The organism is Arthrobacter sp. 10N44_2, assembly GCF_056394385.1.
Genome location: NZ_JBFTHT010000003.1, coordinates 215,492 through 239,433, shown reverse-complemented (window position 1 = coordinate 239,433; position 23,942 = coordinate 215,492). Strand labels below are relative to the sequence as shown.

The window sequence follows — 23,942 nt, the reverse complement described above, 5'->3', positions numbered from 1 at the left end:
GTGAATTTGTGAGTACCTCCGCTGGCTGGGACCGTCCCCGCACGTCCCTGTACACAGACCACTACGAGCTGACCATGCTGCAGGGCGCCCTGCAGTCCGGCGCGGCGCACCGCAAATCGGTCTTCGAGGCCTTCGCCCGGCGGCTCCCGGACGGGCGCCGCTACGGCATCGTGGCAGGCACCGGCCGCCTCCTGGAAGGGATCGCGAACTTCCGCTTCGGCGAGCCGGAACTGGACTACCTGCGCCGGACCAAGGTGGTCAACGACCAGACACTGGAGTACCTGGCCGGCTACAGCTTTTCCGGCGACATCTGGGGCTATCCGGAGGGTGAGGCGTACTTCCCGAACTCCCCCGTGCTGATCGTTGAGTCCACGTTCGCCGAGGCCTGCATCCTGGAGACCTACCTGCTCTCCGTGCTCAACCACGACTGCGCCATCGCCTCTGCCGCCTCCCGGATGATCTCCGCGGCCGGGACCCGCCCGTGCATCGAAATGGGATCGCGCCGGACGCACGAGGAATCGGCGGCCGCCGCTGCCCGGGCCGCTGTCATTGCCGGGTTCGACAGCACCTCGAACCTGGAGGCCGGATTGCGCTACGGGCTGAAGACGGTGGGCACGGCCGCCCATTCCTTCACGCTCCTCCATGACACCGAGCGGGAGGCCTTCGAGGCCCAGATTGCCGCCTTTGGGCCGGACACCTCCCTGCTGGTGGACACGTACGACGTCGAAACGGCCGTCCGCACCGCCGTCGATCTCGCCGGGGACAAGCTGGGCGCTGTCCGGCTGGACTCGGGCGACCTCGTGGCCCAGGCCCAGTGGGTGCGCCGGCTGCTCGACGAGCTCGGCAACGACCACACCAAGATCGTGGTGACCTCAGACCTCGACGAATTCGCCATCGCGGCGCTGGCGTCCGCGCCGGTGGACTCCTACGGCGTGGGCACCTCGCTCGTGACCGGGTCCGGGGCCCCGACGGCGAGCATGGTCTACAAGCTCGTCAGCCGCACCGACGACGCCGGCGATTTCATCTCCGTCGCCAAGGCCGCCAAGAACAAGGCCAGCAAGGGCGGCCGGAAGTACGCGCTGCGCAAGCTCAACGAGCGCGGGACCGCCACGGCCGAAATCGTCGGCGTCGGCCATCACCCGGAGGACGACGGCAACGACCGTCCGCTGCTGCAGCAGTTCGTCAAGAACGGCGAGCTCCTCCCCGGGTGGACGGGCCCGGAGGGGGTCCAGCGCGCGCGCCGGCGCCACGCGGAAACCATGCGGGAGCTTCCCGCGGTGGTCAACCGGCTCCAGCGCGGCGAGGCGGCCATCCCCACCATCTACGAGGAGGACTGAATGTCCCGCGCCCTGATCATCGTTGACGTCCAAAACGATTTCTGTGAGGGAGGTGCCCTGGCCGTCCCCGGCGGGGCAAGCCTGGCCGGGGAAATCAGCGAGTACGTTGACGCCCACCACGGCCAGTTTGACCACGTCGTGGCCACCCAGGACTGGCACATCGATCCGGGTGAGCACTTCTCGGAGAAACCCGATCTCGTGGACAGCTGGCCGCGGCACTGCGTGGCGGGCACCCGCGGGGCCGAGCTGCATCCCGATCTTGATCCCGAACACATCCAGGCGTACTTCCGCAAGGGCCAGTTCGCCGCGGCGTACTCCGGCTTCGAAGGGCTGCTGGCCCCCGAGGACGAAATCCCCACCGGCGACCGCCAGCCCGGCGCCATGCCCGTTACCGGCGCCGGAGGCTCCGGCGACTCCGGAGACTCCGAAGACTCCGACAACACAGTGAGTTCCTTCGCCGGCAGTGATTTCGCCGCTGGCGAGGACGCGATCGGACTGGACGACTGGCTGCAGAGCCACGACGTCGAGGACATCGTGGTGGTGGGCATCGCCACGGACTACTGCGTCAAAGCGACCGCCCTGGATGCCGTCCAGGCCGGCTACTCCGTCACGGTGCTGCGCGGCCTGACGGTCGGCATTGCCGAAGACCTGGACGATGCCGTGGCCGAGATGGAGCTCGGCGGCGTCGATGTCCTCTGAGCCAGTAGACTCGAAATCCTTGCCCCATCGCCAGTCTTGCCATATTGACAGACCCGTAGAACCCCGGAGTACACCATGAAGAAGACCCTGACCGTCCTGATTGCCGCCGGAGCGCTGCTCGGCGCGGCCGGCTGCTCTGCCACGCCGCGGCTGACCAACGAGGAAACCTGCGCCCGGGTCAAGACCGTGGTCTCCGCCCAGTCGGCCACATCGGACAAGACCGGCATGACCCGGGTCGCCAACCAGCTGCGGCCCATCAAGGCGGCGGCATCCGAGGACCTGCGGGCCCCGCTGCAGACCATCATCGAATACTTCGACGAGTCGGCCAAGCCCTCCCCGGACACCGCCAAGCTCGAGGACATGAAGGCCGACTACACCGCGGCAGGCCAGACCTACGGCCAGGTCTGCGGCGCCGGCCAGTAGCCGAAGCAAAGTTCACAGCAGAGTAAACAGCAGAGGGACCAGTTCACAGTGAACTGGTCCCTCTGCTGTTGCCCGGCGCCTATTGGCCTGTGCCCATAACCCCCGGGCCCATAACCCCGTGCCCATAACCGCCTGCGCGGGGCTACTTCCGGCCGATGAACCAGTCCTGGAGCTTGCGCAGACGGGTCTGCAGCTGTTCCTCGTTGGCCTGGGCGACGGCCGGGCCGCCGCAGACGGTCCGGAGCTTGGTGTGGATGACGCCGTGCGGGGTCCCGGTGCGGGCCGACCAGGCCGCGACGTTTTTGGCCAGCTCGGTGCGCAGGTCCATGAGCATCCGGTGGTCCGGCACGGCCGGGGCCGCAGCCGCGGCTGCCTCAGTCTGCGGGGAGCGCCTGTTCTTCCGGTTCAGCTGCTCGTGCTGGCGCTGGCGCAACAGCGTGCCGACCTGTTCAGCGTCCAGCAGGCCCGGGATCCCGAGGAAGTCGAGCTCGTCCTCCGAGCCCACCTCGCCGCCGGTGCCGAATTCGCCGCCGTCGAAGAGCACCCGGTCAAAGGACGCCTGGGAGTCGAGGGCCTCGAACTTGCCCTTCATCAGGGAATCGGAAGCCTTCTCCTCGCGGTTCGCCTCGTCCATGAGCGAATCCTCGGGATTGAAGAGGCCGTCGCTGTCTTCCTTCTCCGGGCGGTCCAGGGCGTGGTCGCGCTCGGCCTCCATCGAGTTGGCCAGGGCCATCAGCTGCGGCACCGAGGGCAGAAATACCGACGCCGTCTCGCCGCGCTTGCGGGCACGCACGAAGCGCCCCACGGCCTGGGCGAAGAACAGCGGGGTGGAGGTCGAGGTGGCGTAGACGCCGACGGACAGCCGCGGAACGTCGACGCCTTCGGAGACCATCCGGACGGCCACCATCCAGCGCTTCTCGCTGGCGGTGAATTCCTCGATCTTGCTGGAGGCCTTGGCGTCGTCGGAGAGGATGACGGTGGGCGATTCGCCGGTGATCTTCTTCAGCTGGCCGGCATACGCGCGGGCGTCCTCGTGGTCGGTGGCAATGACCAGGCCGCCGGCATCCGGGACGCTGCGCCGGACCTCGCTGAGACGTTTGTCCGCGCCGGCCAGGACGGCGGGGATCCATTCGCCGGCCGGGTTCAGCGCGGTGCGCCAGGCCTGGGATGTGATGTCCTTCGTGACGGCCGACTCCCCGAGCGAGGCGGCCATCTCGTCCCCCGCGCTGGTGCGCCAGCGCATTTGGCCGGAGTACGCCATGAACATCACCGGGCGGACCACGTGGTCGCGCAGTGCCTTGCCGTAGCCGTAGGTGTAGTCGGCCTTGGAGCGCCGGATCCCGTCCCGGTCCTCGGCGTACTCCACGAACGGGATGGGCGAGGTGTCCGAGCGGAACGGGGTGCCCGTCAGGGAGAGCCGCCGGGCCGCCGGGTCGAACGCCTCACGGAGGCCGTCACCCCAGGACAGGGCCTCGCCGCCGTGGTGGATTTCGTCCAGGATCACCAGAGTGCGGGCGGCTTCGGTCTTGGCCCGGTGCAGCATGGGCTTGCTGGCCACCTGGGCATAGGTCACGGCGACGCCGATGAACCCGCGGCCGTGCTGGCCGTCGGCATTCTTGAAGTTCGGGTCGATCGCGATGCCCACCCGGGCAGCGGCGTCGGCCCACTGGCGCTTGAGGTGGTCGGTGGGCGCCACGATGGTCACGCGGTTGACCACCCCGGAATCGATGAGCATGGACGCCACGCGCAGGGCGAAGGTGGTCTTACCCGCGCCGGGGGTTGCGACGGCGAGGAAATCCTTGGGGTGGGTGCTGAAGTAGCTGTCCAGCGCCTCCTGCTGCCAGGCGCGCAGCTTGGGGGCGGTGCCCCAGGCGGCCCGCTCGGGATAGGCGGGGGGAAGCGTGGGTCCGCCAAAAAGTGTCTCCGTCATTAAGGCGCCCTCCATCCGCGCATGGCTGCAGCCGACGGAGAAACCCAATTAAGCACAAAAACACCAATCTTTTTGGATGGACCGTAAGGCAGTACCCGGACAGCATGGACCGGCAATCAGGAAAGCAGAAAATCAGGGGCGCGACGACGCGCCGCCATAGGGAAGCGCCGTCCGAAGGCGGCTAACGGAACCTGTTGGTTCCGTTGATTGCCCTTACTTGTCGCCGGAGCCCTTGCCGCCGTCGTTTCCGGGGCGCAGGCCCTCGTAGACTTCCTTGCATTCGGGGCAGACGGGGAACTTCTGCGGATCCCGGCCCGGAGTCCAGACCTTGCCGCAGAGCGCGATCACCGGTTCACCGGTCAGCGCGGATTCCATGATCTTTTCCTTGCGCACGTAGTGCGAGAAGCGCTCCCGGTCACCGGGCTCAACTTCCTGGCGCAGTTCCTCGCGCTCGATCGTGGCCGTTGACGTCCCGGCTCCGGAGAGCTCGCGCATCGGATCGTTTTCGAGAGGATCGGTCATGCTAGTCATGACACCCATCTTAGCCGTTGGAAGGGCGCTGCCGGACCTGCGGGGTGCCGGCGGCGGGGCCTAGAGGCCCTGCCAGGCGGGTTTGTGGTCGTAGCTGTGGCGGTAGTAATCCGCCAGCCGCAGCGACGACGCCGCCGCCTCGTCCAGGAGGATGGTGGCGTGCGGGTGCAACTGCAGCACGGAGGCCGCACAGATGGCGGCGACGGGGCCCTCCGCGAGGTCCCTGACGGCCTGGGCTTTTTGCGCACCGGTGGCGATCAGGATCACGTGGCGGGCATCCAGGATGGTGCCCAGGCCTTGGGTCAGGACGTGGTGCGGCACGTCGGCCAGGCTGCCGAAAAACCGTGCGTTGTCCCGGCGTGTCTGCTCGATCAGGGTCTTGATCCGCGTCCGGGACGCCAGCGACGAGCCCGGTTCGTTGAACCCGATGTGGCCGTCCGTTCCGACGCCGAGGAGCTGAAGGTCCACTCCCCCGGCGTCGCGGATGGCGTCTTCATAGGCCCGGCAGGCCGCGGGGATGTCCGCCGCCGCGCCGTCGGGCACGTGGACGTTGGCCGGACTGATGTTCACCCGTGCGGTGAATTCGCGGGCGATCACCTCGCGGTAGGACTCCGGGTGGCCGGCCGGCAGCCCCACGTACTCGTCCAGGGCGAAGGCGCGGACCCGGCTGAAATCCAGTCCGGCGCGCTCGTGCCGCGCCGCCAGTTCGACATACACCGGCAGGGGCGTGGAACCGGTCGCCAGGCCCAGGACGGCGTCGGGCTTGCGGCGGAGAAGGGCTTCCACCGCATCCGCGGCAAGCGACGCGATCCGTTTGCTGCCGGGAAGGATGACAACTTCCATGATCCTGCCTTTACTGGCCTGCCTGGTGTCCGAGTCTGCGCACTCCCAGCATGCACCCGTCAGCGGTTGACGGCCAGTTGTGCCAGCAGCTCCGGCGCCCGCCGGTCCAGCCACGCGCCGCCGGTCCGGACACCGACGGCGAAGAGCGTGAGACCGAGCACGGGTCCGAGGGCCAGCGTGATCCAGCCCGGCATGGAGCTGCCGGTGATGAACTGCGCGGCCACGAGCGCCGCCTCGGGCGCCACGAGGACCAGCAGCACGGCCATGCCCCCGAACTGCACGGCGAGGGTCTGGGCCACGTTGCCCGGCGGCTTCTTGAATGGGCTGTCCCCCGGGAGCGGGACGCTCACGGTGTAGCGCGCCGAGATCACCGAGGCCAGGCCCAGGCCGGTGAAGAGGACGCCGAGGCTGAGGCCCAGGACCGCGGGCAGCTTGTCCCAGTCGCCGGTGAAGAAGAACGGCCCGACACTGAAGAGGACCGCCACCGGCAGCGCGAAGCTCAGGCACGCCAGCGCACGGCCGAGCCGGTCGTCGGCGCCGCGCACCCCCGTTGCCACGTGCAGGGCGAAGGCGGTGCTGTCATAGGAGACATCCGTGGAGATCGACCACGCCAGGAGGAAGGCCGTCAGCGGCCCGACGAACTGGAACGGGCCGTAAAACCCGCTCTGGCTGCCCTGGAAGAGGAACAGCACCGGCAGGAGCGGAACGACCACGAGCGCGCCGGCGTAGCGGGGATCGCGCAGCCAGTAGTACAGGGACCTCGCGGCGACGGCGGCGGCCGGTGTCGCCGGGAGCAGCCCGAACAGGCCCGTGCCGCCGGTCCGCCGCTTGGATGTCCCGGCGTAGGGCGGGGTCACCAGGGCGCGCTGCAGCAGGAGCTTCCACGCCAGGGCCAGGCCCGCCAGGGTGGCCGCGGCGATGAGGAATTTCACGGCCGCGGCCGCGTAGCTGCCGGCAGCCAACTCGCCGCCGAGCGAGAAGGCCGCCCCGGCCGGCGTCCAGGACAAGGCCCGGGCCAGGCCGGTCAGGAAATCGCCGGAACCGGCGATTCCCCTCGCGATGCCCGCCACAATGGGCCCCGTGAGCACGAGCGGGATGAGGAAGGCGACGGAGCTGATGTCCTTGAAGCGCCGGGAGCTTGCCAGTCCGGCCGTGGCCGTGGTCACGACCTTGGAGAGAACGATGCAGCTCAGCACGCCCAGCACGGCACCGACGAGGGCGCCGGCTGCGGCCGGCAGGCTGCGGGACCAGGTGCCCACCGTGCCTAGCGCAACGAGAGAGGTTGCGAGACCCGGTATGCCGATCAGGCCGCCGAGCGCCAGCCCGGCCAGCAGCTTCGGCATGGGCACGGCAAAGGTGGTGAACCGGGCAGGGTCCAGCGTCAGGTCCGCGGCGGAGACAGCGACGGGAATGATGGCCCAGCCCAGCAGCGCCGTGGCGCCGCCCAGGACCACCACGGTCTGGGCGAGTTCAATCTCCACCCCGCGCAGGACGAACAGCCCGGCCACGCAAACAGCCACGATTCCCAGGGCATACAGGGCGCCGATCCCGAGGCCCACCAGCTGCCACGGGCTGCGCCGGACGCTGTTGCGCAGCAGGGTCAGCTTGAGCCTCAGAAGGTGCGCAACCATTCCAGCCCTTCCGTGTGGTTCCGGCCGCCCACGAGCTGCACGAAGCGGTCCTCGAGGCTGGCGCCGGCGCGGACTTCCTCCACAGTCCCGGCGGCGAGGACCCGGCCGCCCGCGACGACGGCGACGTGGTCGCACATGCGCTGGACCAGGTCCATGACGTGGCTGGAGACGATGACCGTTCCGCCCGAGGAAACGTAGCGGTCCAGGATGTCGCGGATGTTCGCCGCGGAGATCGGGTCCACCGATTCGAACGGCTCGTCGAGGACCAGCAGCCGCGGGGCGTGGATCAGCGCCGAGGCCAGCGCGATCTTCTTGGTCATGCCGGCGGAGTAGTCCACCACCAGCGTGCCGGCGTCATTGGCCAGGTCCAGGGCAGCGAGCAGTTCCGCCACCCGGGACGCCACCATCTCCCGGTCCATCCCGCGCAGCAGGCCGGCATAGGTGACCAGCTGCTCGCCGCTGAGGCGGTCGAACAGCCGGACGCCGTCGGGCAGGATCCCCATCAGCTTCTTGGCCTCCAGCGGATGCTGCCAGACGTCGACGCCGTGGACCAGCGCTGTGCCGAAGTCGGGGCGCAGCAGGCCGGTCGCCATGGACAAGGTGGTGGTCTTGCCGGCCCCGTTGGGCCCGACCACACCGTAGAAGGAGCCGGCCGGAACGTCCAGGCTGATGCCGTCGACGGCGATTTTGTCGCCGAAGCGCTTGGCGAGGCCGAGCAGGGACAGGGCAGGCACCTGCAGGACAGCCGCCGGCGGCGAAGTCGGACCGGGCGGGGCTGGCTGTCCCTGCTGGCCAGGGGGTTGGAATGTCATGACGCCAGACTAACCGCCGGACGGCGCGAAAAGGATAGTCCGCAAGGCGTACGTTTTCACTCGCGGGAACCGCGCAGCTGTTTCTGGAATAAATGCCGGTTCTGGAATGAATGCCGGTTCTGGAATGGATGCCGGTTCTAGAACGAATGCCGGGGCATGGCGCGCTCGTACTGCGGCGGCCACGCGAGGTCATGGCCGAGCTCAAACGCGGCCCGCAGCCACCAGTGCGGATCCCGCAGGGCGGCACGGGCGATGAACACGCCGTCCGCCTGGCCGGTGGCCACCGCGTGCTCGGCCTGCCCGGCGGACGTCAGGAGTCCCACCGTGCCGGTCCTGACCCCGGTTTCGCGCCGGATCCGTGCGGAGAACCCGGTCTGGTAGCCGGGGCCTACGGGAATCTGCTGGTGGGCCACGGCCCCGCCGCTGGAAACGTCCACCAGGTCCACTCCGCGCTCGGCGGCGGCCGCGGCCATCCGGACCGAGGCGTCGGCCTCGATCCCGCCCGGCGCCCAGTCCGAGGCCGAGATCCGCAGCAGCAGGGGCATGGAGTCCGGGATGACCGCGCGGACGGCGTCCACCACGGCAAGCGTCAATCGGTTCCGGCCCGCCTCGTCCCCGCCCCAGCGGTCCGTGCGGTCGTTGACCAGCGGGCTTTGGAACTGGTGCAGCAGGTAGCCGTGCGCGCCATGGATTTCGATCGTGTCGAACCCGGCATCGACGGCCCGCACGGCGGACGCGGCGAAATCGGCGATCACGCCGTCGATCTGCGCTTCCGTCATGGCCGACGGCGGCGCGTAGCCGTCGAATGCGCCGGTGCCAGGACCCACGGTGTCCCAGCCGCCCTCGGACGCCGGCACGCTGCCCACCTTGCCGGAGAACGGCCAGTAGGAGGACGCTTTCCGGCCGGCGTGCGCCAGCTGGGTGCCGATCTTGGTCTCCGCGGTGCCGTGGCGGTGCACGAAGGCGGTGATGCGTTCCCAAGCCGCGGCCTGGTCGTCGTTGTAGAGTCCGGCGTCGCGGGGGCTGATCCTGCCCGCGGCGTTGACGGCGTTGGCCTCGGTGAGGACCAGGGCCGCTCCCCCGGTGGCAAAGGAGCCCAGATGCATCAGGTGCCAGTCTGTGGGCACGCCCTCGCCCGTTTCGGGGTCGCAGCTGTACTGGCACATCGGGGACACCCAGCCACGGTGCTGCAGCCGCAGTGACCTTAGATCCAGCGGCGCAAAGAGTGCCGATCCCACTAGAACAGCACCCGGGCCAGCCCCTGGCGGGCCTTGGCGACGCGCTCGTCGCCGGTGCCGACGACGTCGAAGAGTTCAAGCAGCCGGACCCGGGCGGTCTCCCGTTCCGGGCCGAAGTTGCGGCCAATGAACGTCACGATCCGGCCAAGGCCGTCCTCGATGTGGCCGCCGGCGATATCCAGGTCCGCAACCCCGAGCTGGGCCTCTAGGTTGTCCGGTTCGTCGGCCGCGAGCCGGCGCAGGGCATCTGCCTCGGGCCCGGAGAGGGCCTGCAGGCGATCCATCAGTTCCACCTGCGCCAGGCCGGCCTTGGCCTCCGCGTCGGCGGGCCTCTCGTTCAGGGCCTGCCGGTAGGCGGCGGCCGCGGCCGCGTAGTCGCCGGCCTCGATCGCATCGAACGCCGCCTGGTGCAGCGGCGGCAGCGGCGGCGCCTCCGGTTCCGCGCCAACCGGGCCGCCGGCGCCGATCCGTCCGGTCACGCCGTTGGTGGCCGCGACCTTGAGAAGTTCATCGAACAGGCTGCGTACCTGCTGTTCGTCCGCGCCTCCCTGGAAGAGCGGCACGGGCTGGCCTTTGACCACCGCGACGGCGGTCGGCACGGCCTGCACCTGGAACGCCTGGGCAAGTTCCGGGAACACGTCGATGTCCGCGGCCCCGAGGACCAGCCGGCCGTCGTAGCTCTCGACGATGCCTTCAAGGACGTCCACCAGCTGGCCGGAGCCTGGCGAATAGGAGGCCCAGAGGGCGATCACCACAGGCACCTGGGCCGAGAGGTCCACGAGCTCCTGGAAGTTGCCCTCGGTCACATCCACGCGCAACGGCCGGCCTGCGTGGTCGGCCGGGCCGGATGCCGGGGCCGCCGGGGCACCGGCAGAATCGGCGGACCCCGCCGGGCCGGGGGCTGCGGCGCCGGGACGGGCAGGTCCCGGAGAACTCGGTGCCGGCCGCTGTTTCAGGGCGGAGAGATCGACGGCGCCGCGCAGGTTCAGCGGGCTGGCGGCAACTGGCGGGACCGGGCGGGAAGCTGGCGTAGTCATAGCTCCACTCTAGCCATTGAAGTCCCGCCCGGCGCCACCATGCCCGCCGGCGAAGGCTACTTGAAGGACGCCCCGACCAGGCCGCGGGTGGCGGCCACGAGCTTCATCGGGTCCGTGGAACCGGCCGGCGGAACATAGACAGCCACGGACTCTGCGAAGTCCAGCACCATGCCGGTGCTGGTCTCCTTGCCGCCGGCCAGGGCGGCCGCGTCGTCGCCGATGGTGAGCTTGTCCCCGTCAGCCTTCGGAGTGCCGTCGAACGAGAAGTTCAGCCGTCCCAGCACCAAGGCCCCGCCGTCAGCGGTTCGGAACACGACAGTGTTGTCCGCGGCCGCCTTGTGCGTGAAGGCGAAGGTGCCGTTGACGCCTGATTTGACGACGTCGGCCTGGTAGGCGAGGGTGTCCGCGATGTACGGGGAGGACTGGCCTTCGACGAGCTTGTCCTTGAAGGTGGAGTCGGCCTTGGTCAGGCGGTCACCGAGCCCGGCGAGGGCTTCGTCGCCGCTGTACGCGAGCCCGGTCTTGTCCGCGGGCGCCAGCGTCTCCGTACCGGCCCTGCCGATCCCCGGGAAGGTGGCACCCGGCTGCAGCGGGGTGCTGCTGACCAGCTTGTAGTTATCCCGCGGGGAGTCCTGGGTCAGGGTCAGCAGCTGCGGGACGACGTTGCCCTCGCCCTGCGTCACGGCCATGACCGAGCGCGGCCAGCTGCGCTTGTTGGTGACCACGGTGGTCAGCAGCTTGGTGGAGCGGACAGGCATGCGGGCCTCGTAGGAACCGACCTGCGAGCGGATCTTGTAGTTCTGTGTGCGCACCTGGAGTTCGGACTTGGCCACCCGCGGCGCCAGCTTGGCGGCGTCCTTGGCAGCGTCTCCTGCATCGACGGCACCGGCAACCTGTTCCAGGACGCGGCGGAACTGCGCGTCCAGCAGCACCGGCGCGTCGCCGGTCTGGCCCTCACTGCCCGGGGTCGCGGCGTCGGAGGCCGGGGCACCGGAGGCGGGAGCACTGGAGGCCGGGGCACCGGAGGCCGGAGCACTGGGCGGCGGCGCGGGCGTCTGGCTGGCCTGGGCGGCCACTGACGTTCCGGCGACGGCGGCGGCGGTCAGCACTGCCACCACGATGCCGGAACGGCGCACCGTGCCGGAGCCCTTCTTCTGGCCGGCTGCTGCTTTCTCCGGCGCTGTTTTTTCCGGGCCTGTTTTCTCCGGCGTGGCCGGCTGCGGTGCAGTTTCGGGTGCGGGGGTGCCGGGTGCGGCAGGATCCTGGGTGCTTTCCGTCGAGCCGTTGTCCCCGCGGCGTGCCGCGGCCTTGGCCTGCGCGCGGCGGGCGAACGTGCTGCCGCCGCCGGTGCCGCCCCCGGTGCGGTTGCCTGACTTCGGCTTGAGGACCAGCAGCGCCCCGCCGGCGATGATCAGCAGGCCGCCGAGCACCATGAGCGGAATGGCCCAGGGCGTGGAGGTGTCGTTCGGGAAAGTCATCGTGATGGAGCCCGGGGCGGGCTTGGTGCCGTCCGCGGCGAGGAGCAGCGACCAGTCGCCGTCGGCCGGCGCGTTCCACGAGTAGTCCATTTCGCCGGTGGCGTTCTCGGTGGTGACCCAAAGATCCGATCCGGCGGGCGACGGCGCGGTAGCTTCGCCGTCGGTATGCGTCAGCTGCAGCGCCTTGCCGTCCTCGGAGACGCCGGCGACGGTGTTGTGGGCCGTCTTACCCACCCAGGCGTCGACGTCGTCCGGGCGTCCCGCGGCCAGCAAGAAGGCCCCTTCACCCTTGACCGTGATCTTCACGGTCCCGGGGTGCAGAGTCTTCAGCTTCTGGTCGAAGACGGTCAGCGGCGCGGCGGTGCCGGTCGGAGCGGTGGCCGTAATCGTCTCCGGGGGAGCCCAGAACGTCTTCTGGCCAATCCCGGCCAGGAGTGTCAGGAGGCCAAGCAGCACCAGGGCGACTGCAGTCTTGAAACGCAAAATACTACCTATCATCAGCGGACAGTTAGCTTCAATAGTAACCATTTTGTTACCCGCGAGTCAGATCGGGGACCCGGACGGCCCCCGGCGGCGGTGCCCCCGGGGGCGTTCTTCCCCTCTGGTGACAAGCCTGCTGATAGTGTTTGCGGTGATCATCACACCAGTGCCGCCAGTGTGGCGCAGCAAGGAATTAAGGGCATTTAACGCAGTGACTGAACATACGGATTCGTCCTCCGCCGGACCAGAAGAAGCGCAGGAATCCGACAGCCAGGAACCCGGCCCCGAACAACCCGTTTCCAGTCCCCGGCCTACAACCTCCCGGCCCCGGATTGCCGCGGCAAATGTCCTTCTGTCCGCGGCCCGGCGCCTGCGCCAGCCCCTGCCCGGAGCCCAGCCGAGAATCCGCTTCGAGATGCCCCCGGAGCATGAGGCCGGGGACGCGGAGACGTCCGCGGCCGATGCCCGCTTCGGCAGTCCCGGTCCGCGCATGTCGGCCCAGCACCCCTTGTACATGGGCTTCATGGGCACGGTCGGCGTCGGCTTCGCCCTCCTGGTCTACTGGATCGGATCAAATACGACGCAGCTGCTTTTGTGGATCATCACGGCGCTCTTCATCACCCTCGGCCTGGACCCGGTAGTGCGGTGGCTCGAACACCGGAATGTCCCCCGCGCCGCCGGCATCCTCCTGTCCGTGTCCACCCTGGCACTGGGCGTCGCCGCATTTTTCGCCACCCTGATCCCCACGATCGTGCAGCAGGTGACGCAGATCGTGCAGCAGGCGCCCAAGTGGGTCCAGGACTTCATTGACTCGGACTTCTTCCGGAGCATTGACAGCCAGTTCGGCATCCGGGACCGCATCAGCCAGGAGCTGGAGAAGTTCGTCAACAACCCGGACGCCATGGGCGGCATCTTCGGCGGCGTTGTGGGCTTCGGCTCCACCGTGGCAAACGGGATCTTCGGCGCACTGATCGTGCTGGTCCTGAGCCTGTACTTCCTCGGCGCCCTCCCTGCGATGAAGAAATGGGGCTACCGGCTCGCGCCGCGCTCACGGCGGGCCCGGGTAGAAGCCCTGTCCGAGGAAATCACCGGTTCGGTCGGCAACTACGTGATCGGCCAGGCCGCCGTGGCAGTGCTGAACGCGACGTTCGCGTTCATTGTGATGTCGATCATCGGAGTGCCTTTTGCAACGCTGCTGGCGTTCGTGGTGGCCCTGCTGGCCTTCATCCCCCTCGTGGGCGGCATGATTGCCGGGTGCCTGGTGACGCTCGTTGCCCTAACCGCCGGCTGGCAGACCGCGCTCGTCTTCGCTATCTGCTATTTCGCGTACCTCCAGTTCGAGGCCTACTTCATCTCTCCGCGGATCATGCAGAAGGCCGTGGCGGTCCCCGGCGCCGTCGCCGTCATCTCCGTGATCGCCGGCGGCAGCCTCCTGGGCGTCCTCGGAGCCTTGATCGCCATTCCCACTGCGGCGGCCATCATGCTGCTGGTCAAGGAAATCCTCATCGCGCGCCAGGACAGCCGCTGACGGGGCTCCCCTGTCGGGTTTTCGCACTGAAACAGGACAGCCGCACCGTGGTCCACGGTGCGGCTGTCCTGTTTCGGTGCGGTTTTCTCTCTTCGCGCCGTTGGCGGCTCAGGCGTGTGCCGTGGCGACCGGCCCGTCCCATTCCTGCGGCAGCACCGTTCGGGCACCCCCTGTGGCGCCGCCGGGGATGACCTCGTCCACGATTTCGTTGAGAACCCGCCCGGCGTACTTCTCCCCCACCCACAGGTGTTTGGCGCCGTCGACCCCCACCACCTGCGCCTGCGGCACCAGCGCGAACCTCGCGGCCGCAGCCGCCGGCTGCAGGTAGTCGTCGTGCTCGGGGACCAGGACCTTCAGCGGCTTGCCGGCCTCGGCCCATTCCTTCAGGTGCACGTCTGTGGCCCGGTGCAGCGGGGGCGAGAGCAGCACAGCCCCCTCGATTTCCGAGGCGACGGGCTCGGCGGCGCCGTACATCAGGGCCAGCTCGGTGCCGAAGGACCAGCCGACCAGCCACCGGTTCGGCAGGCCGCGGTCCACGGCGAACTGCACCGCGGCCTCGACGTCGAGACGCTCGCCTATGCCTTCCTCGAAGGCTCCCCCGCTGGTTCCCCGCGGCGATGAGGTGCCGCGTGTGTTGAAGCGCAGGACGGCGATTCCCGCGAGGGCGGGCAGCCGGTAGGAGGCCTTGCGGTAGACGTGCGAATCCATGAAGCCGCCGTGCGTCGGCAGCGGGTGCAGCGTGATGAGTGTTGCCTTGATTCCGCCGGTTTCCGGGACGGCGAGCTCGCCCACCAGCCGGTGCCCGTCCGACGTGCGGAGTTCGACGTTCTCGCGGCGGGCCGGCAGGACCGTGGAGGCACGGATGGCAGTGGGAGCAGAGGGCTGGGTGAAGACGTAGGACGCGGGATCAAAGCTCATGCTGACCAGCTTAGCGATACCGGTAGCTCCGCGAAGTCCAGCAGTTGCTGTGCCAGTGGCGCCGCTCGGCGAGACCCGCGGCGGCGCCAAAGAGGTGGTCCTCGGACCAGACCACCAGGTGGGCGATTCCCGGCAGCACGGCGGTGGAGCAGCCAGGGCAGATGTAGGTCTTCTCGGCGCGGCCCGCGGTGATGGGGCGGACCATCCATTCGCCGTCCGGTGCGCTCTCGCGGCGGGCGAAACCCGAGCGGGCGCGCTCCAGGTCAAGTTCCGGCGCCGGGCCGTGCTTGGCTCCGGCGGCTTTGCTCTTTCCGGGCACTGTGCCCTTGCCGGAGCCTGTCTTCGCAGAACCGGCGCGGCGGGGGCGGTTGGAACGGGGCATGCCTCCATTCTGCCCCAGTCCGGCTGCCGCTCATTGCCGCCCCGCCAAGCCGCCGCCCGCGCAGGCGGTAGAGTTGACCGGGTGCGTTTAGTCATAGCCCGCTGCTCCGTTGATTACGTCGGCCGCCTCAAAGCCCACCTGCCGCTGGCCACCAGGCTGTTGCTGGTCAAGGCCGACGGTTCGGTCCTGGTCCATTCCGACGGCGGGTCCTACAAGCCGCTGAACTGGATGAGCCCTCCTGCGTCCCTGCGGGTCTCCACACCGGATGAGGTCGACGTCGAGGTCGGCGTCGTCGAACAGTGGACGGTCCAGTCGGCCAAGACCGATGACCGGCTCATCATCAACATCCACGAGCAGCTGCACGATACCTCCCACGAACTGGGCCAGGACCCCGGCCTGATCAAGGACGGCGTCGAGGCGGACCTCCAGCGGCTCCTGGCCGCCCAGATCGAACTGCTGGGCACCGGGTTCTCGCTGATCCGCCGGGAGTACTTCACCGCGATCGGCCCCGTGGACATCCTGGCCCGGGACGCGGACGGCGCCACCGTGGCCATTGAGCTCAAGCGCCGGGGCGACATCGACGGCGTCGAGCAGCTCACCCGGTACCTGGAACTGCTGAACCGGGACCCGCTGCTGGCCCCGGTCCGGGGAATCTTCGCAGCCCAGCAGATCAAGCCGCAGGCCAAGGTCCTCGCCAAGGACCGCGGAATCGACTGCGTGACCCTGGACTACGACGCCATGCGCGGCGTTGACGACAGCGAATCCCGGCTCTTCTAAGCACCCCGCGGCAGGCTTTCCGTGGCGGCGATTCGCGTTAAGACGTTCTTTGCACAATTTTTATGCAATTCTTCCGTTCGCCCGTTGACCTGACGCAAGTGTCATGAAATTCTTATACGAGTCTTTGTGTAGGTGTTTTTTCATGCTCGCAAGACATGTTGCGAGCGTGAAGCTCCTGCCGCCACGGTCCGTGAATCCGGTTCCGTTGCCAAAGGTTCTTCTCGCAGAGTGACCAAGTCCGGTGCGAAGTGCGCCGGATTTATTCAAGATCCACAATGAGGAGAAACAAATGGCTCAGGGAACCGTCAAGTGGTTCAACGCAGAAAAGGGCTTCGGCTTCATCACCCCGGATGACTCCGATGGCGATGTCTTCGTTCACTACTCCGAGATCCAGACCGGTGGCTTCAAGACCCTCGACGAGAACCAGCGTGTTCAGTTCGAGATCGGCCAGGGCGCCAAGGGCCCCCAGGCCACCGGCGTAACGCTGGTCTAGTCTGCCGTCGGGAAGTGCTTTAGGGCATTTCCGGCACCAGGAATGATCCCCGGCATTTGTGCCGGGGATCATTTTTTTGTGCATTCTTGGGCGCGGTCTTTCAGCTCGTCCGCATTGGCCCGGATGCATTCTTCAGCCGAATTCCGCACTCACCCCGGGCACTAACCCGCCGGGCCCTGCCTAACGCACCAAAGTGCGCAGCAGGCGGGCACTTTGCCGGACGGACAACCCGGGAAGGTACGCGCGGCTCAGGGCCCGGCCCATCGCCGGCAATTGCAACGGATCCTGGTAGTAGAGGTACAGCGTGCGGTAGTCCGGTTTGAAACGCGACTTGAAGGTTGCCAGCGAGCGGAAGCCGTAGACGGGTTCCAGGGCCCTGCCCACCACGTCCAGGATCCCGGCCAGCCCCTCCGGCCCGGCGTCGCTGCCGCCGGAGTCGCCTCCGGAATCGCCTCCGGAGTCGCCGCCGCCGGCACTGTCTCCGTCACGGTCCTTCGCCAGCGGCGAGCCGGACAGGGAGATCACCTCAACCGTGCGCTTGAGCTCCAGCACGGCGGAAGCAATGAGGAACTCCATGACACCGGGGAACGCGTCGCCGCGCCGGCGCATGAAGTCCAGGGTCCAGCTCACGAGCTGTCCGTCCGCGTACACCGGCAGCCAGCTCGTAACGCCCTGCACGCGTCCGGAAGCGTCCACCGCCAGGCAGCACAGCACCTCGTCGTCGTCGAGCTCGTCGATGCTGCCGAGCGTGAAGCCCATCTCCGGCACGTGCTTTTGCGCCGCCCATTCTTCGGAGACCTCGCTGAGCTGGGTCCGCAGCGGGGCCGGGAATTCGCTGTAGCGCCCCCATACGGTCTGGACACCGGTCTTCGCGGCACGGTTCAGGGCGGTGCGGACGTTTTGCCATTCTTTGCCCTTGAACTCGAGTTCGCGCACGGCGAGCCTGGTTTCCTGGGCCACGGCCACGCGGCGGAATCCGCGGGCCCGGAGCATGGGCCAGAGGCCGGCGGTGCAGGAGTAGAAACACGGGATCAGGGCGTGTTCGGCGCAGTAGCGCATGAAACCCGCCGCGGTCTCCTCGTGGAGGGCGGCGGATCCGAACGGGCCCGCCAGCGTCAGGGCCACGTTGCCGTGCTGCTGATAGGCCACGCCGCCGCGCCGGTCCGGCGTAAACCAGTATTTGTTCGGTTCCCAGAGCGCCATCCAGGACAGTGAGTCCCCGCCTTGGCGGATCAGGTCACGGGCCGTGTCCCGGTCCCCGGAGCCGACGTCGGTGCTGTGTCCGGTACCGTGCAGCCGCCGCCGCAGCACCAGCCAGACCGCCGCCAGGGCCACCCCCCAGAAGATGATGCCGGCATAGGCGAACAGAAATGACTCGACGGCGTTGCGGTTCTGGAACAACCTGCTGTAGGCGCCCGGAATGGGCAGCGGCAGGTACTGCCGGGCGAGTTCCGCCGCGAGGCCCAGCACTCCCCCGTCGCGGTCCATCCCGCCGGCGGCGAGCCAGGCCACCGAATAGGCCCCGGCGAGCACCAGCCACGTGCCCCCTACCACGATGCCCAGGATCCGCCTGGCCCGCGGAGCAGTCTCGACCCGGAACTGCCGGCGGTTAAGCCAGAGCAGCACAACGAGCAGCAACGGGACGGCCACGAGCGGAAGGACGCGGACGAAGCCGGAGCCCATCACGGCCGTGTGCGGCTGGCTGGCGTAGTGCGGAATCCGGGCGAACAGGGCCAGGTACACGGCGGCCAGGGCTGTCACGCCAAGCTGGACGATGATCGCGATCCGCAGGGCCAGGCGGCGGCCCTGACGCATGCCGTCCGCACAGATCAACAGCAGGACCACCGGGACAACCGCCAGCGCAAGGCCCAGCGGACCGGCGAGTCCGGCGCGGCCGGCCTCCAGGCAGCTGACGTCCACCGTCCCGCCGCAGTTTTCCTCCAGCTGGCCCAGCGTGGGCAGCGGGTTCAGCACGACGTCGCGCAACAGGGCCAGGGGCCCGGTGGGGCTGCTGACGGTGGCCGTGAGGATCGGCCCCACCGCGAAGATCGCGACCGTGAGGGCCAGCAGGTTGCGGGTTTCGCGTCCGGTTGAGCGGTGCCGGTGCAGGGTCCCCCGGTCGCCCTGGATCCACCAGCCCGCGGCCAGGCCGGCAAGGGCACCGGCGAGCCCAACCACTGTCTCCGGATGCCCGACGTAGAGCACCAGCAGCAGGGACGCGGACAGGCCGGCGGTCCGCAGCCTGCGTTGCCACAGCGTGGGCAGCAGGCCGCTGGCGGCCAGGGCCACGGCCAGGACGGCGGCGTAGGGGCCAATCAGCCGGGCGTTGACCATGGGCCCCAGCCAGCCGTCGCCGATATACCGGGCCAGCTGGGTAACCAGCAGGAACACCGTCACAGCAGCGAACTGGCCTACAAAGAAGAATACGGCCGTCCGCAGGGTCCCCAGATGCCGTTCAGCGAGACCCAGCGGCAGGAGGATCATCAGTGATGCGGCCAGGTAGGCCAGCAGGTTGGTGGCGAAGAACAGCGAGGTGAACAAGGACCACCAATGCCCCGCTTTCAGCCCCGAAGCGTTGACGGACGCTACAGGCAACAGGGCGTCGGGCGGGCCCGACAGGAAGCTGCCCGTGACAGCCCCGACACCGAGGAAGGCCGCGAGGACCGCCAGCGTGAAGGGTACGGCACGGAAGTGCGCCAGCGTCCGGCGCAGGCCCTGGCGCCAGACACCCTGCAGCGGCGGGATCTCCGGCCCAGGGGCCGCCACGGTCCGGTTACTGCCGGTCTTGGCCTGGCTCATGGCGCGATCCCCCAGCGTCGGGCCAGGAAGTCTAGGCCGCCGGGAAGGCCGCCGGATGCCACGTCCCAGGAGTGCCCTGCGTTGGCGATCCGGTGTGTTTCAACGCTGAACCCGGCCCGGCGTGCCGCCTCGGAGAGCACGTCCATGTAGCCGGTGAACTGCGGGTCGCGGTCTCCGGCGGCGAAGTACACGCCGTGGCCGTCGAAGCGGTGTTCCGCCATGACGCGCAGCGGGGTCAGCTGGTCGAAGGCCGCGGCGTCGGCGCCGAAGGAGGCCTCAATGGTCTTGGCCCGCACCTTCGCGAGGGCCGGCTCCTCCTCGCTGGAGAAGGCCAACGCCGCGCTGTAGACGTCGGGATGCCTCGTGACCATCTGCATGGCGCACGTGCCGCCGAAGGAGAAACCGCCCGCGGCCCACCGGCGGGGATCCGGGTCGACGTCGAGCGTGCGCTTGATCCAGTCTGGCACGTCCCGCGCCAGGAAGGTGTCCGCCTGGGCAATCCGGCTGTCCATGCACAGCGTGTTTCCTGACGCCGAGCCGTTGGGATCGACCACCACCGTTACGGGCGCCACCCCGGCGTGCTCCGCGGCGAACCGGTCGAGCCGGCTCCGGAGTGCGCCGCCGGTCAGCCAGTCGGCAGGACCGCCCGGCTGGCCGGAAAAGAGGACCAGCACCGGCAGCGCGGGCCGGGGGGAACCCAGGTAGGCCGGGGGGAGATAGACGTAGGCGTCCCGGCTCTGGAAGCCGGAGGCGGTGACCGGGATGACCGCCTTGCGGATGACGCCGTCGGGAAGGTGGGCGGGCGCCTGCCAGTGGGTGAGCCCGGTGGCGGCAGGGGCGCCGGCGGCGCGCGTCAGGCCGGCCTCGAGCGGCTGGATCCGGGCGACGGCCGCTCCGGTGAGGTCGCCGACAGTGTGGTTCAGGCCGAAGTAGATGTTGATCTGGACGGCGGACAGCGCGAGGACGGCCAGGAAGGCGGCCGTGGCTGCTGCGCTTGAACGCCAGCGATGGCTACGGCCCGGATTAGTGCCGGTCCGTCCGCGGCCCCAGAGTCCAAGCAGGCTCATGAGCCACAGCAGCAGGGCGAGGACGCCGGCAACGGACCAGGCCAGGGTCTCCCACGGCAGTTCGGCAGGGAAGACGGTGACGGCGTAGAGCAGGAACCAGTGCACGGCCGCGACGAGCGCCGCGGCGAGCAGGGTCATGGCAGCCGCGACGGCCACGGCCGCGCCGGAAGCGCGGCGGCCCGTGCGCCGGAAACCCGTGTGCCGGAGGGCAACGTGCGTCAGGAGGTAGGCCAGGCCCGCCGCGGCGGCTGCCCACACGATCCACACCACCGGGCCGTCGACCAGGCTAAGGCCATCGAGGTAGTCCACCGGGGCTAGCGCCAGGTGCCGACGCCGATGACGGGTCCGGCCTCAAGCCAGGATGACAACCCTGTGTAGGCATCGAATCGCATGGCCAGGAGGACCTGCTGGCCCTCGTAGCGGAGCTCCACGATGACGGCGTCGGGCTGGACCTTGAGGAGCTCGGATTCGGTCGGCTTGCGCCGGCCAAGCAGCTCCAGCGAACTGCGCCGGAAGGTGTGCTTGGGGCGGACGCTGAGTGAGACCAGGCGGAACCATTCGAGGTCGTTGTCCTGATAACGACAAACCCCCATCTGCCAGCTGTTTCCAGCCGTGCAGATGGAGGCGTCCACCGTGCCCAGGGCGCGCCGCAGATTGAAGCGGCGCACCCCCGAAAGGCACAGTGCAAATACCAGCAACCCAAACGCAGTTGCCAGGACGATGAACGGCAAACCAATATCGTTCATCAAGGTCGTGCTAGCGGATCCCCGCAGTAGCCGCTTCGCCCATTTGGGCGTTGTCAGCAACAATGACCACCCTGTTGTTGTCGACAGAGAAGAATCCCCCGTCAACAACTACAGCGATGCGGTCACCGGATACCGGCTCGATTGCCAGCTCACCTTCGGCCAGAATCGCCAGCAGGGGCGAGTGGCCGGGCAGGATTCCGATTTCACCATCGCTGGTGCGGGCCTTGACCATCTTGGCCGCTCCGGACCACACAAAGTGGTCCGCTGCGACAATCTCAACCTCAAGCTCAGCCATATTACTTGGTCTGTTCCTGGATCTTGGCCCACTGGCGCTCGACGTCGTCCAGGCCACCGACGTTGAAGAACGCCTGCTCTGCAACGTGGTCAAGGTCGCCGTCGCAGATAGCGGTGAAGCCTTCAACAGTGTCCTTGATGGACACGGTGGAGCCCTCGACGCCGGTGAACTGCTTGGCGGTGTAGGTGTTCTGCGAGAGGAACTGCTGGATGCGGCGTGCACGGGACACGACGATCTTGTCTTCTTCAGAGAGTTCGTCAACGCCGAGGATGGCGATGATGTCCTGAAGTTCCTTGTTCTTCTGCAGGATCTGCTTGACGCGGACGGCCGTGTTGTAGTGGTCGTGGCCGATGTACTGCGGATCCAGGATGCGGGAGGTCGACGTCAGCGGGTCAACGGCCGGGTACAGACCACGGGAAGCGATTTCACGGGAAAGTTCCGTGGTCGCGTCGAGGTGTGCGAAGGTCGTGGCGGGAGCCGGGTCGGTGTAGTCATCTGCGGGAACGTAGATGGCCTGCATCGAGGTGATGGAGTGGCCCTTGGTGGACGTGATGCGCTCCTGGAGGAGGCCCATCTCGTCAGCCAGGTTGGGCTGGTAGCCCACGGCCGACGGCATGCGGCCGAGGAGGGTGGAAACCTCGGAGCCTGCCTGGGTGAAGCGGAAGATGTTGTCGATGAAGAGCAGCACGTCCTGGTTCTGCACATCGCGGAAGTACTCCGCCATGGTCAGGGCGGACAGTGCAACGCGCAGACGCGTTCCCGGCGGCTCGTCCATCTGGCCGAACACAAGGGCGGTGTCCTTGAGGACGCCGGCCTCTTCCATTTCGACCCAGAGGTCGTTACCTTCACGGGTACGCTCGCCGACACCGGCGAACACCGAGGTGCCGCCGAAGTTGCGGGCAACACGGGTGATCATTTCCTGGATCAGCACGGTCTTGCCGACGCCGGCACCACCGAACAGGCCGATCTTGCCACCCTTGATGTACGGGGTGAGGAGGTCGATCACCTTGATGCCGGTTTCCAGCATCTCGGTGGAGCCTTCCAAGGTCGCGAAGGCCGGAGCCTTGCGGTGGATAGGCCAGCGTTCGCTGATCTGGAGTTCGGACTCGGCAACGTCGAGGGGCTGGCCCAGCACGTTGAAGATGTGGCCCTTGACGCCGTCGCCCACGGGCACGGAGATCGGGGCACCGGTGTCCACCACGTTGGTACCGCGGACAAGTCCGTCGGTGGCCTGGAGGGAGATGGCACGGATCAGGTTGTCACCCAGGTGCAGGGCAACCTCGAACGTGATGGTTCGGGTCTCACCGTTGAGAGTGATCTCGGTGGTGAGTGCGTTGTAAATCGAGGGGATTGCGTCAGCCGGGAATTCGACGTCGACAACCGGGCCAATAACACGTGCAATACGACCGGTAGCACCGGACGTTGCGGCTACGTGATCGGTAGCAGTGGCAGTCATCTCTCTCACTTCACTCAGTAGATGGCGTGGGGTTAAGTTTATCTTTTGGTGCAGGTACAGCTGGATCCGGGCTCGTGCTGGCTAGGACGCGGACAACGCGTCGGCACCGGCAACGATTTCGGAAAGCTCCTGCGTAATTTCAGCCTGACGGGCAGTGTTGCGCAGACGCGTGTACTTCTTGATGAGATCCGTCGCGTTGTCGCCGGCGGACTTCATCGCACGCTGGCGGGCTGCGAGCTCGGAAGCTGCTGCCTGCAACATGGCGGCGAAGATACGTGATTCGATGTAGCGCGGCAGCAGGGCATCGAGAACCTGCTCCGTTTCCGGCTCGAATTCGTAGAGGGGCAGCAGGTCCGATTCGGACGCGGCTTTCTCTTCGACAACCTCGAGCGGCAGCAGACGGACGACCGTCGGCTCCTGGGTCACCATCGACTTGAAGCGGGTGTAGACGACGTGGATTTCGTCGACGCCGCCCTCTTCGTAGGCGTTAGCGAATTCGGCCAGCAGTGCTTCACTGACTTCGCGCGCGGTCGCAAACTCCGGTGCATCCGTGTTGCCGGTCCATACGCGAGCGTATTCACGGTTCCGGAAGTCGAAGTACGCCTGCGCCTTGCGGCCGACCAGGAACGTCTTGACTTCCTTGCCTTCCCCGTGGAGCAGCTCGTTGAGGCCTTCGGCCTGCTTGAGGACACTCGCCGAGTAAGATCCCGCGAGGCCACGGTCCGAGGTGATGACCAGGACGGCGGCCCGGCGGATCTGCGCCGGCTCGGTGACCAGGGGGTGGTCGATTTCGCTCTGGCTTGCGACAGCAGAAACGGCACGCGTGATCGCGTTCGCGTAAGGCAGTGAAGCTGCTACGCGTGCGCGGGCCTTGCCGATGCGCGAGGTAGCGATCAGTTCCATCGCCTTGAAGATCTTGCGCATCGACGTCGTCGAGCTGATCTTCTGGCGGTAGACCCGGATCTGGGCTCCCATACTTATCCTTTCCTAAGATCCCGGTGGCCGGGACTGCCGGAACCCGTGCGGGTCCCGGCAGTCCCTG

The 23,942-nt window shown here is 68.0% G+C and carries 22 protein-coding genes; 6 read left to right on the top strand and 16 right to left on the bottom strand.

Translation table 11 applies throughout. From position 1 onward, the window contains the following. Positions 1–8: 8 nt before the first annotated feature. From AC1DBX_RS05605 to AC1DBX_RS05595, 3 genes are all read left to right on the top strand, one after another. Positions 9–1,337 (top strand): nicotinate phosphoribosyltransferase, encoded by a 1,329-nt coding sequence (locus AC1DBX_RS05605; protein WP_459385190.1) that lies wholly within the window; start codon positions 9–11, stop codon positions 1,335–1,337. Continuing rightward, positions 1,338–2,036, top strand: a complete 699-nt coding sequence (locus tag AC1DBX_RS05600) for an isochorismatase family protein (protein ID WP_476931245.1) — start codon at positions 1,338–1,340, stop codon at positions 2,034–2,036. A 75-nt stretch (positions 2,037–2,111) separates the two neighbouring features. Then, positions 2,112–2,459, top strand: a complete 348-nt coding sequence (locus AC1DBX_RS05595; protein WP_476931244.1) for a hypothetical protein — start codon at positions 2,112–2,114, stop codon at positions 2,457–2,459. Positions 2,460–2,601: 142 nt separating this feature from the next. Here the strand turns inward: AC1DBX_RS05595 and AC1DBX_RS05590 are convergent, their stop codons facing one another. From AC1DBX_RS05590 to AC1DBX_RS05555, 8 genes are all read right to left on the bottom strand, one after another. Beyond that, complete coding sequence (locus AC1DBX_RS05590) at positions 2,602–4,389, bottom strand: DEAD/DEAH box helicase (RefSeq protein ID WP_079554437.1); 1,788 nt, start codon at positions 4,387–4,389, stop codon at positions 2,602–2,604. 213 nt (positions 4,390–4,602) lie between these two features. Then, on the bottom strand, positions 4,603–4,920 hold the full coding sequence (locus AC1DBX_RS05585; protein WP_370122952.1) for a DUF3039 domain-containing protein: 318 nt from the start codon (positions 4,918–4,920) through the stop codon (positions 4,603–4,605). 60 nt (positions 4,921–4,980) lie between these two features. Further along, entirely contained in the window at positions 4,981–5,763 is a 783-nt protein-coding gene (nagB, locus tag AC1DBX_RS05580; RefSeq protein WP_230008509.1) for a glucosamine-6-phosphate deaminase, read from the bottom strand. A gap of 59 nt (positions 5,764–5,822) precedes the next feature. Next, complete coding sequence (locus AC1DBX_RS05575) at positions 5,823–7,394, bottom strand: transporter (protein WP_476931243.1); 1,572 nt, start codon at positions 7,392–7,394, stop codon at positions 5,823–5,825. Further along, positions 7,376–8,206 carry an ABC transporter ATP-binding protein gene (locus AC1DBX_RS05570; RefSeq protein ID WP_476931242.1) on the bottom strand — a complete coding sequence of 277 codons (831 nt, stop codon included), beginning with the start codon at positions 8,204–8,206 and terminating at the stop codon, positions 7,376–7,378. Before AC1DBX_RS05570 ends, AC1DBX_RS05575 begins: the two co-directional genes overlap by 19 nt. A 137-nt stretch (positions 8,207–8,343) precedes the next feature. Then, a complete protein-coding gene (locus AC1DBX_RS05565) occupies positions 8,344–9,444 on the bottom strand; it encodes an NADH:flavin oxidoreductase/NADH oxidase (protein WP_230008676.1) in 1,101 nt (366 codons plus the stop codon). Next, the gene (locus AC1DBX_RS05560; RefSeq protein WP_476931241.1) at positions 9,444–10,481 is read right to left on the bottom strand and encodes a co-chaperone YbbN; all 1,038 of its coding nucleotides are present in this window, start codon (positions 10,479–10,481) and stop codon (positions 9,444–9,446) included. The genes AC1DBX_RS05565 and AC1DBX_RS05560 overlap by 1 nt, the downstream gene beginning before the upstream one ends. Before the next feature lie 56 nt (positions 10,482–10,537). Next, positions 10,538–12,457: a hypothetical protein gene (locus AC1DBX_RS05555; protein ID WP_476931240.1), complete on the bottom strand. Its 1,920-nt coding sequence runs from the start codon at positions 12,455–12,457 to the stop codon at positions 10,538–10,540. A gap of 193 nt (positions 12,458–12,650) precedes the next feature. Here AC1DBX_RS05555 and AC1DBX_RS05550 point away from each other — a divergent pair, with 193 nt between their 5' ends. After that, entirely contained in the window at positions 12,651–13,967 is a 1,317-nt protein-coding gene (locus AC1DBX_RS05550) for an AI-2E family transporter (protein ID WP_374706739.1), read from the top strand. 108 nt (positions 13,968–14,075) lie between these two features. On the opposite strand, the gene AC1DBX_RS05545 is transcribed toward AC1DBX_RS05550, so the two are convergent. Further along, positions 14,076–14,885 carry an alpha/beta hydrolase gene (locus AC1DBX_RS05545; protein ID WP_476858829.1) on the bottom strand — a complete coding sequence of 270 codons (810 nt, stop codon included), beginning with the start codon at positions 14,883–14,885 and terminating at the stop codon, positions 14,076–14,078. Positions 14,886–14,895: 10 nt separating this feature from the next. Continuing rightward, positions 14,896–15,267: an ATP/GTP-binding protein gene (locus tag AC1DBX_RS05540; RefSeq protein WP_476848852.1), complete on the bottom strand. Its 372-nt coding sequence runs from the start codon at positions 15,265–15,267 to the stop codon at positions 14,896–14,898. Between the two features lie 81 nt (positions 15,268–15,348). Here AC1DBX_RS05540 and nucS point away from each other — a divergent pair, with 81 nt between their 5' ends. Then, positions 15,349–16,044, top strand: a complete 696-nt coding sequence (nucS, locus tag AC1DBX_RS05535; protein WP_026266819.1) for an endonuclease NucS — start codon at positions 15,349–15,351, stop codon at positions 16,042–16,044. Between the two features lie 289 nt (positions 16,045–16,333). After that, on the top strand, positions 16,334–16,537 hold the full coding sequence (locus AC1DBX_RS05530; protein WP_011692441.1) for a cold-shock protein: 204 nt from the start codon (positions 16,334–16,336) through the stop codon (positions 16,535–16,537). Positions 16,538–16,717: 180 nt separating this feature from the next. On the opposite strand, the gene AC1DBX_RS05525 is transcribed toward AC1DBX_RS05530, so the two are convergent. The 6 genes from AC1DBX_RS05525 to AC1DBX_RS05500 form a co-directional block, all read right to left on the bottom strand. Continuing rightward, positions 16,718–19,336, bottom strand: a complete 2,619-nt coding sequence (locus tag AC1DBX_RS05525; protein ID WP_476931239.1) for a bifunctional lysylphosphatidylglycerol flippase/synthetase MprF — start codon at positions 19,334–19,336, stop codon at positions 16,718–16,720. Continuing rightward, entirely contained in the window at positions 19,333–20,712 is a 1,380-nt protein-coding gene (locus tag AC1DBX_RS05520; protein WP_476931238.1) for an alpha/beta hydrolase, read from the bottom strand. The genes AC1DBX_RS05525 and AC1DBX_RS05520 overlap by 4 nt, the downstream gene beginning before the upstream one ends. Positions 20,713–20,717: 5 nt before the next feature. Beyond that, entirely contained in the window at positions 20,718–21,149 is a 432-nt protein-coding gene (locus AC1DBX_RS05515; protein ID WP_223916017.1) for a DUF2550 domain-containing protein, read from the bottom strand. Between the two features lie 10 nt (positions 21,150–21,159). Beyond that, positions 21,160–21,444, bottom strand: a complete 285-nt coding sequence (locus AC1DBX_RS05510; protein ID WP_018775711.1) for a F0F1 ATP synthase subunit epsilon — start codon at positions 21,442–21,444, stop codon at positions 21,160–21,162. A gap of 1 nt (position 21,445) precedes the next feature. Further along, a complete protein-coding gene (gene atpD, locus AC1DBX_RS05505) occupies positions 21,446–22,900 on the bottom strand; it encodes a F0F1 ATP synthase subunit beta (protein ID WP_018775710.1) in 1,455 nt (484 codons plus the stop codon). An 81-nt stretch (positions 22,901–22,981) separates the two neighbouring features. Further along, positions 22,982–23,875 (bottom strand): F0F1 ATP synthase subunit gamma, encoded by an 894-nt coding sequence (locus AC1DBX_RS05500; protein ID WP_028276063.1) that lies wholly within the window; start codon positions 23,873–23,875, stop codon positions 22,982–22,984. Positions 23,876–23,942: the final 67 nt, after the last annotated feature.

Bases quoted from the DNA above. Each gene is read 5' to 3' on its own strand.
- AC1DBX_RS05600 (WP_476931245.1), top strand. From the start codon at position 1,338: ATGTCCCGCGCCCTGATCATCGTTGACGTCCAAAACGATTTCTGTGAG.
- AC1DBX_RS05595 (WP_476931244.1), top strand. From the start codon at position 2,112: ATGAAGAAGACCCTGACCGTCCTGATTGCCGCCGGAGCGCTGCTCGGC.
- AC1DBX_RS05590 (WP_079554437.1), bottom strand. From the start codon at position 4,389: ATGACGGAGACACTTTTTGGCGGACCCACGCTTCCCCCCGCCTATCCC.
- AC1DBX_RS05585 (WP_370122952.1), bottom strand. From the start codon at position 4,920: ATGACTAGCATGACCGATCCTCTCGAAAACGATCCGATGCGCGAGCTC.
- nagB (WP_230008509.1), bottom strand. From the start codon at position 5,763: ATGGAAGTTGTCATCCTTCCCGGCAGCAAACGGATCGCGTCGCTTGCC.
- AC1DBX_RS05575 (WP_476931243.1), bottom strand. From the start codon at position 7,394: ATGGTTGCGCACCTTCTGAGGCTCAAGCTGACCCTGCTGCGCAACAGC.
- AC1DBX_RS05570 (WP_476931242.1), bottom strand. From the start codon at position 8,206: ATGACATTCCAACCCCCTGGCCAGCAGGGACAGCCAGCCCCGCCCGGT.
- AC1DBX_RS05560 (WP_476931241.1), bottom strand. From the start codon at position 10,481: ATGACTACGCCAGCTTCCCGCCCGGTCCCGCCAGTTGCCGCCAGCCCG.
- AC1DBX_RS05555 (WP_476931240.1), bottom strand. From the start codon at position 12,457: ATGATAGGTAGTATTTTGCGTTTCAAGACTGCAGTCGCCCTGGTGCTG.
- AC1DBX_RS05545 (WP_476858829.1), bottom strand. From the start codon at position 14,885: ATGAGCTTTGATCCCGCGTCCTACGTCTTCACCCAGCCCTCTGCTCCC.
- AC1DBX_RS05540 (WP_476848852.1), bottom strand. From the start codon at position 15,267: ATGCCCCGTTCCAACCGCCCCCGCCGCGCCGGTTCTGCGAAGACAGGC.
- AC1DBX_RS05530 (WP_011692441.1), top strand. From the start codon at position 16,334: ATGGCTCAGGGAACCGTCAAGTGGTTCAACGCAGAAAAGGGCTTCGGC.
- AC1DBX_RS05525 (WP_476931239.1), bottom strand. From the start codon at position 19,336: ATGAGCCAGGCCAAGACCGGCAGTAACCGGACCGTGGCGGCCCCTGGG.
- AC1DBX_RS05515 (WP_223916017.1), bottom strand. From the start codon at position 21,149: ATGAACGATATTGGTTTGCCGTTCATCGTCCTGGCAACTGCGTTTGGG.
- AC1DBX_RS05510 (WP_018775711.1), bottom strand. From the start codon at position 21,444: ATGGCTGAGCTTGAGGTTGAGATTGTCGCAGCGGACCACTTTGTGTGG.
- atpD (WP_018775710.1), bottom strand. From the start codon at position 22,900: ATGACTGCCACTGCTACCGATCACGTAGCCGCAACGTCCGGTGCTACC.
- AC1DBX_RS05500 (WP_028276063.1), bottom strand. From the start codon at position 23,875: ATGGGAGCCCAGATCCGGGTCTACCGCCAGAAGATCAGCTCGACGACG.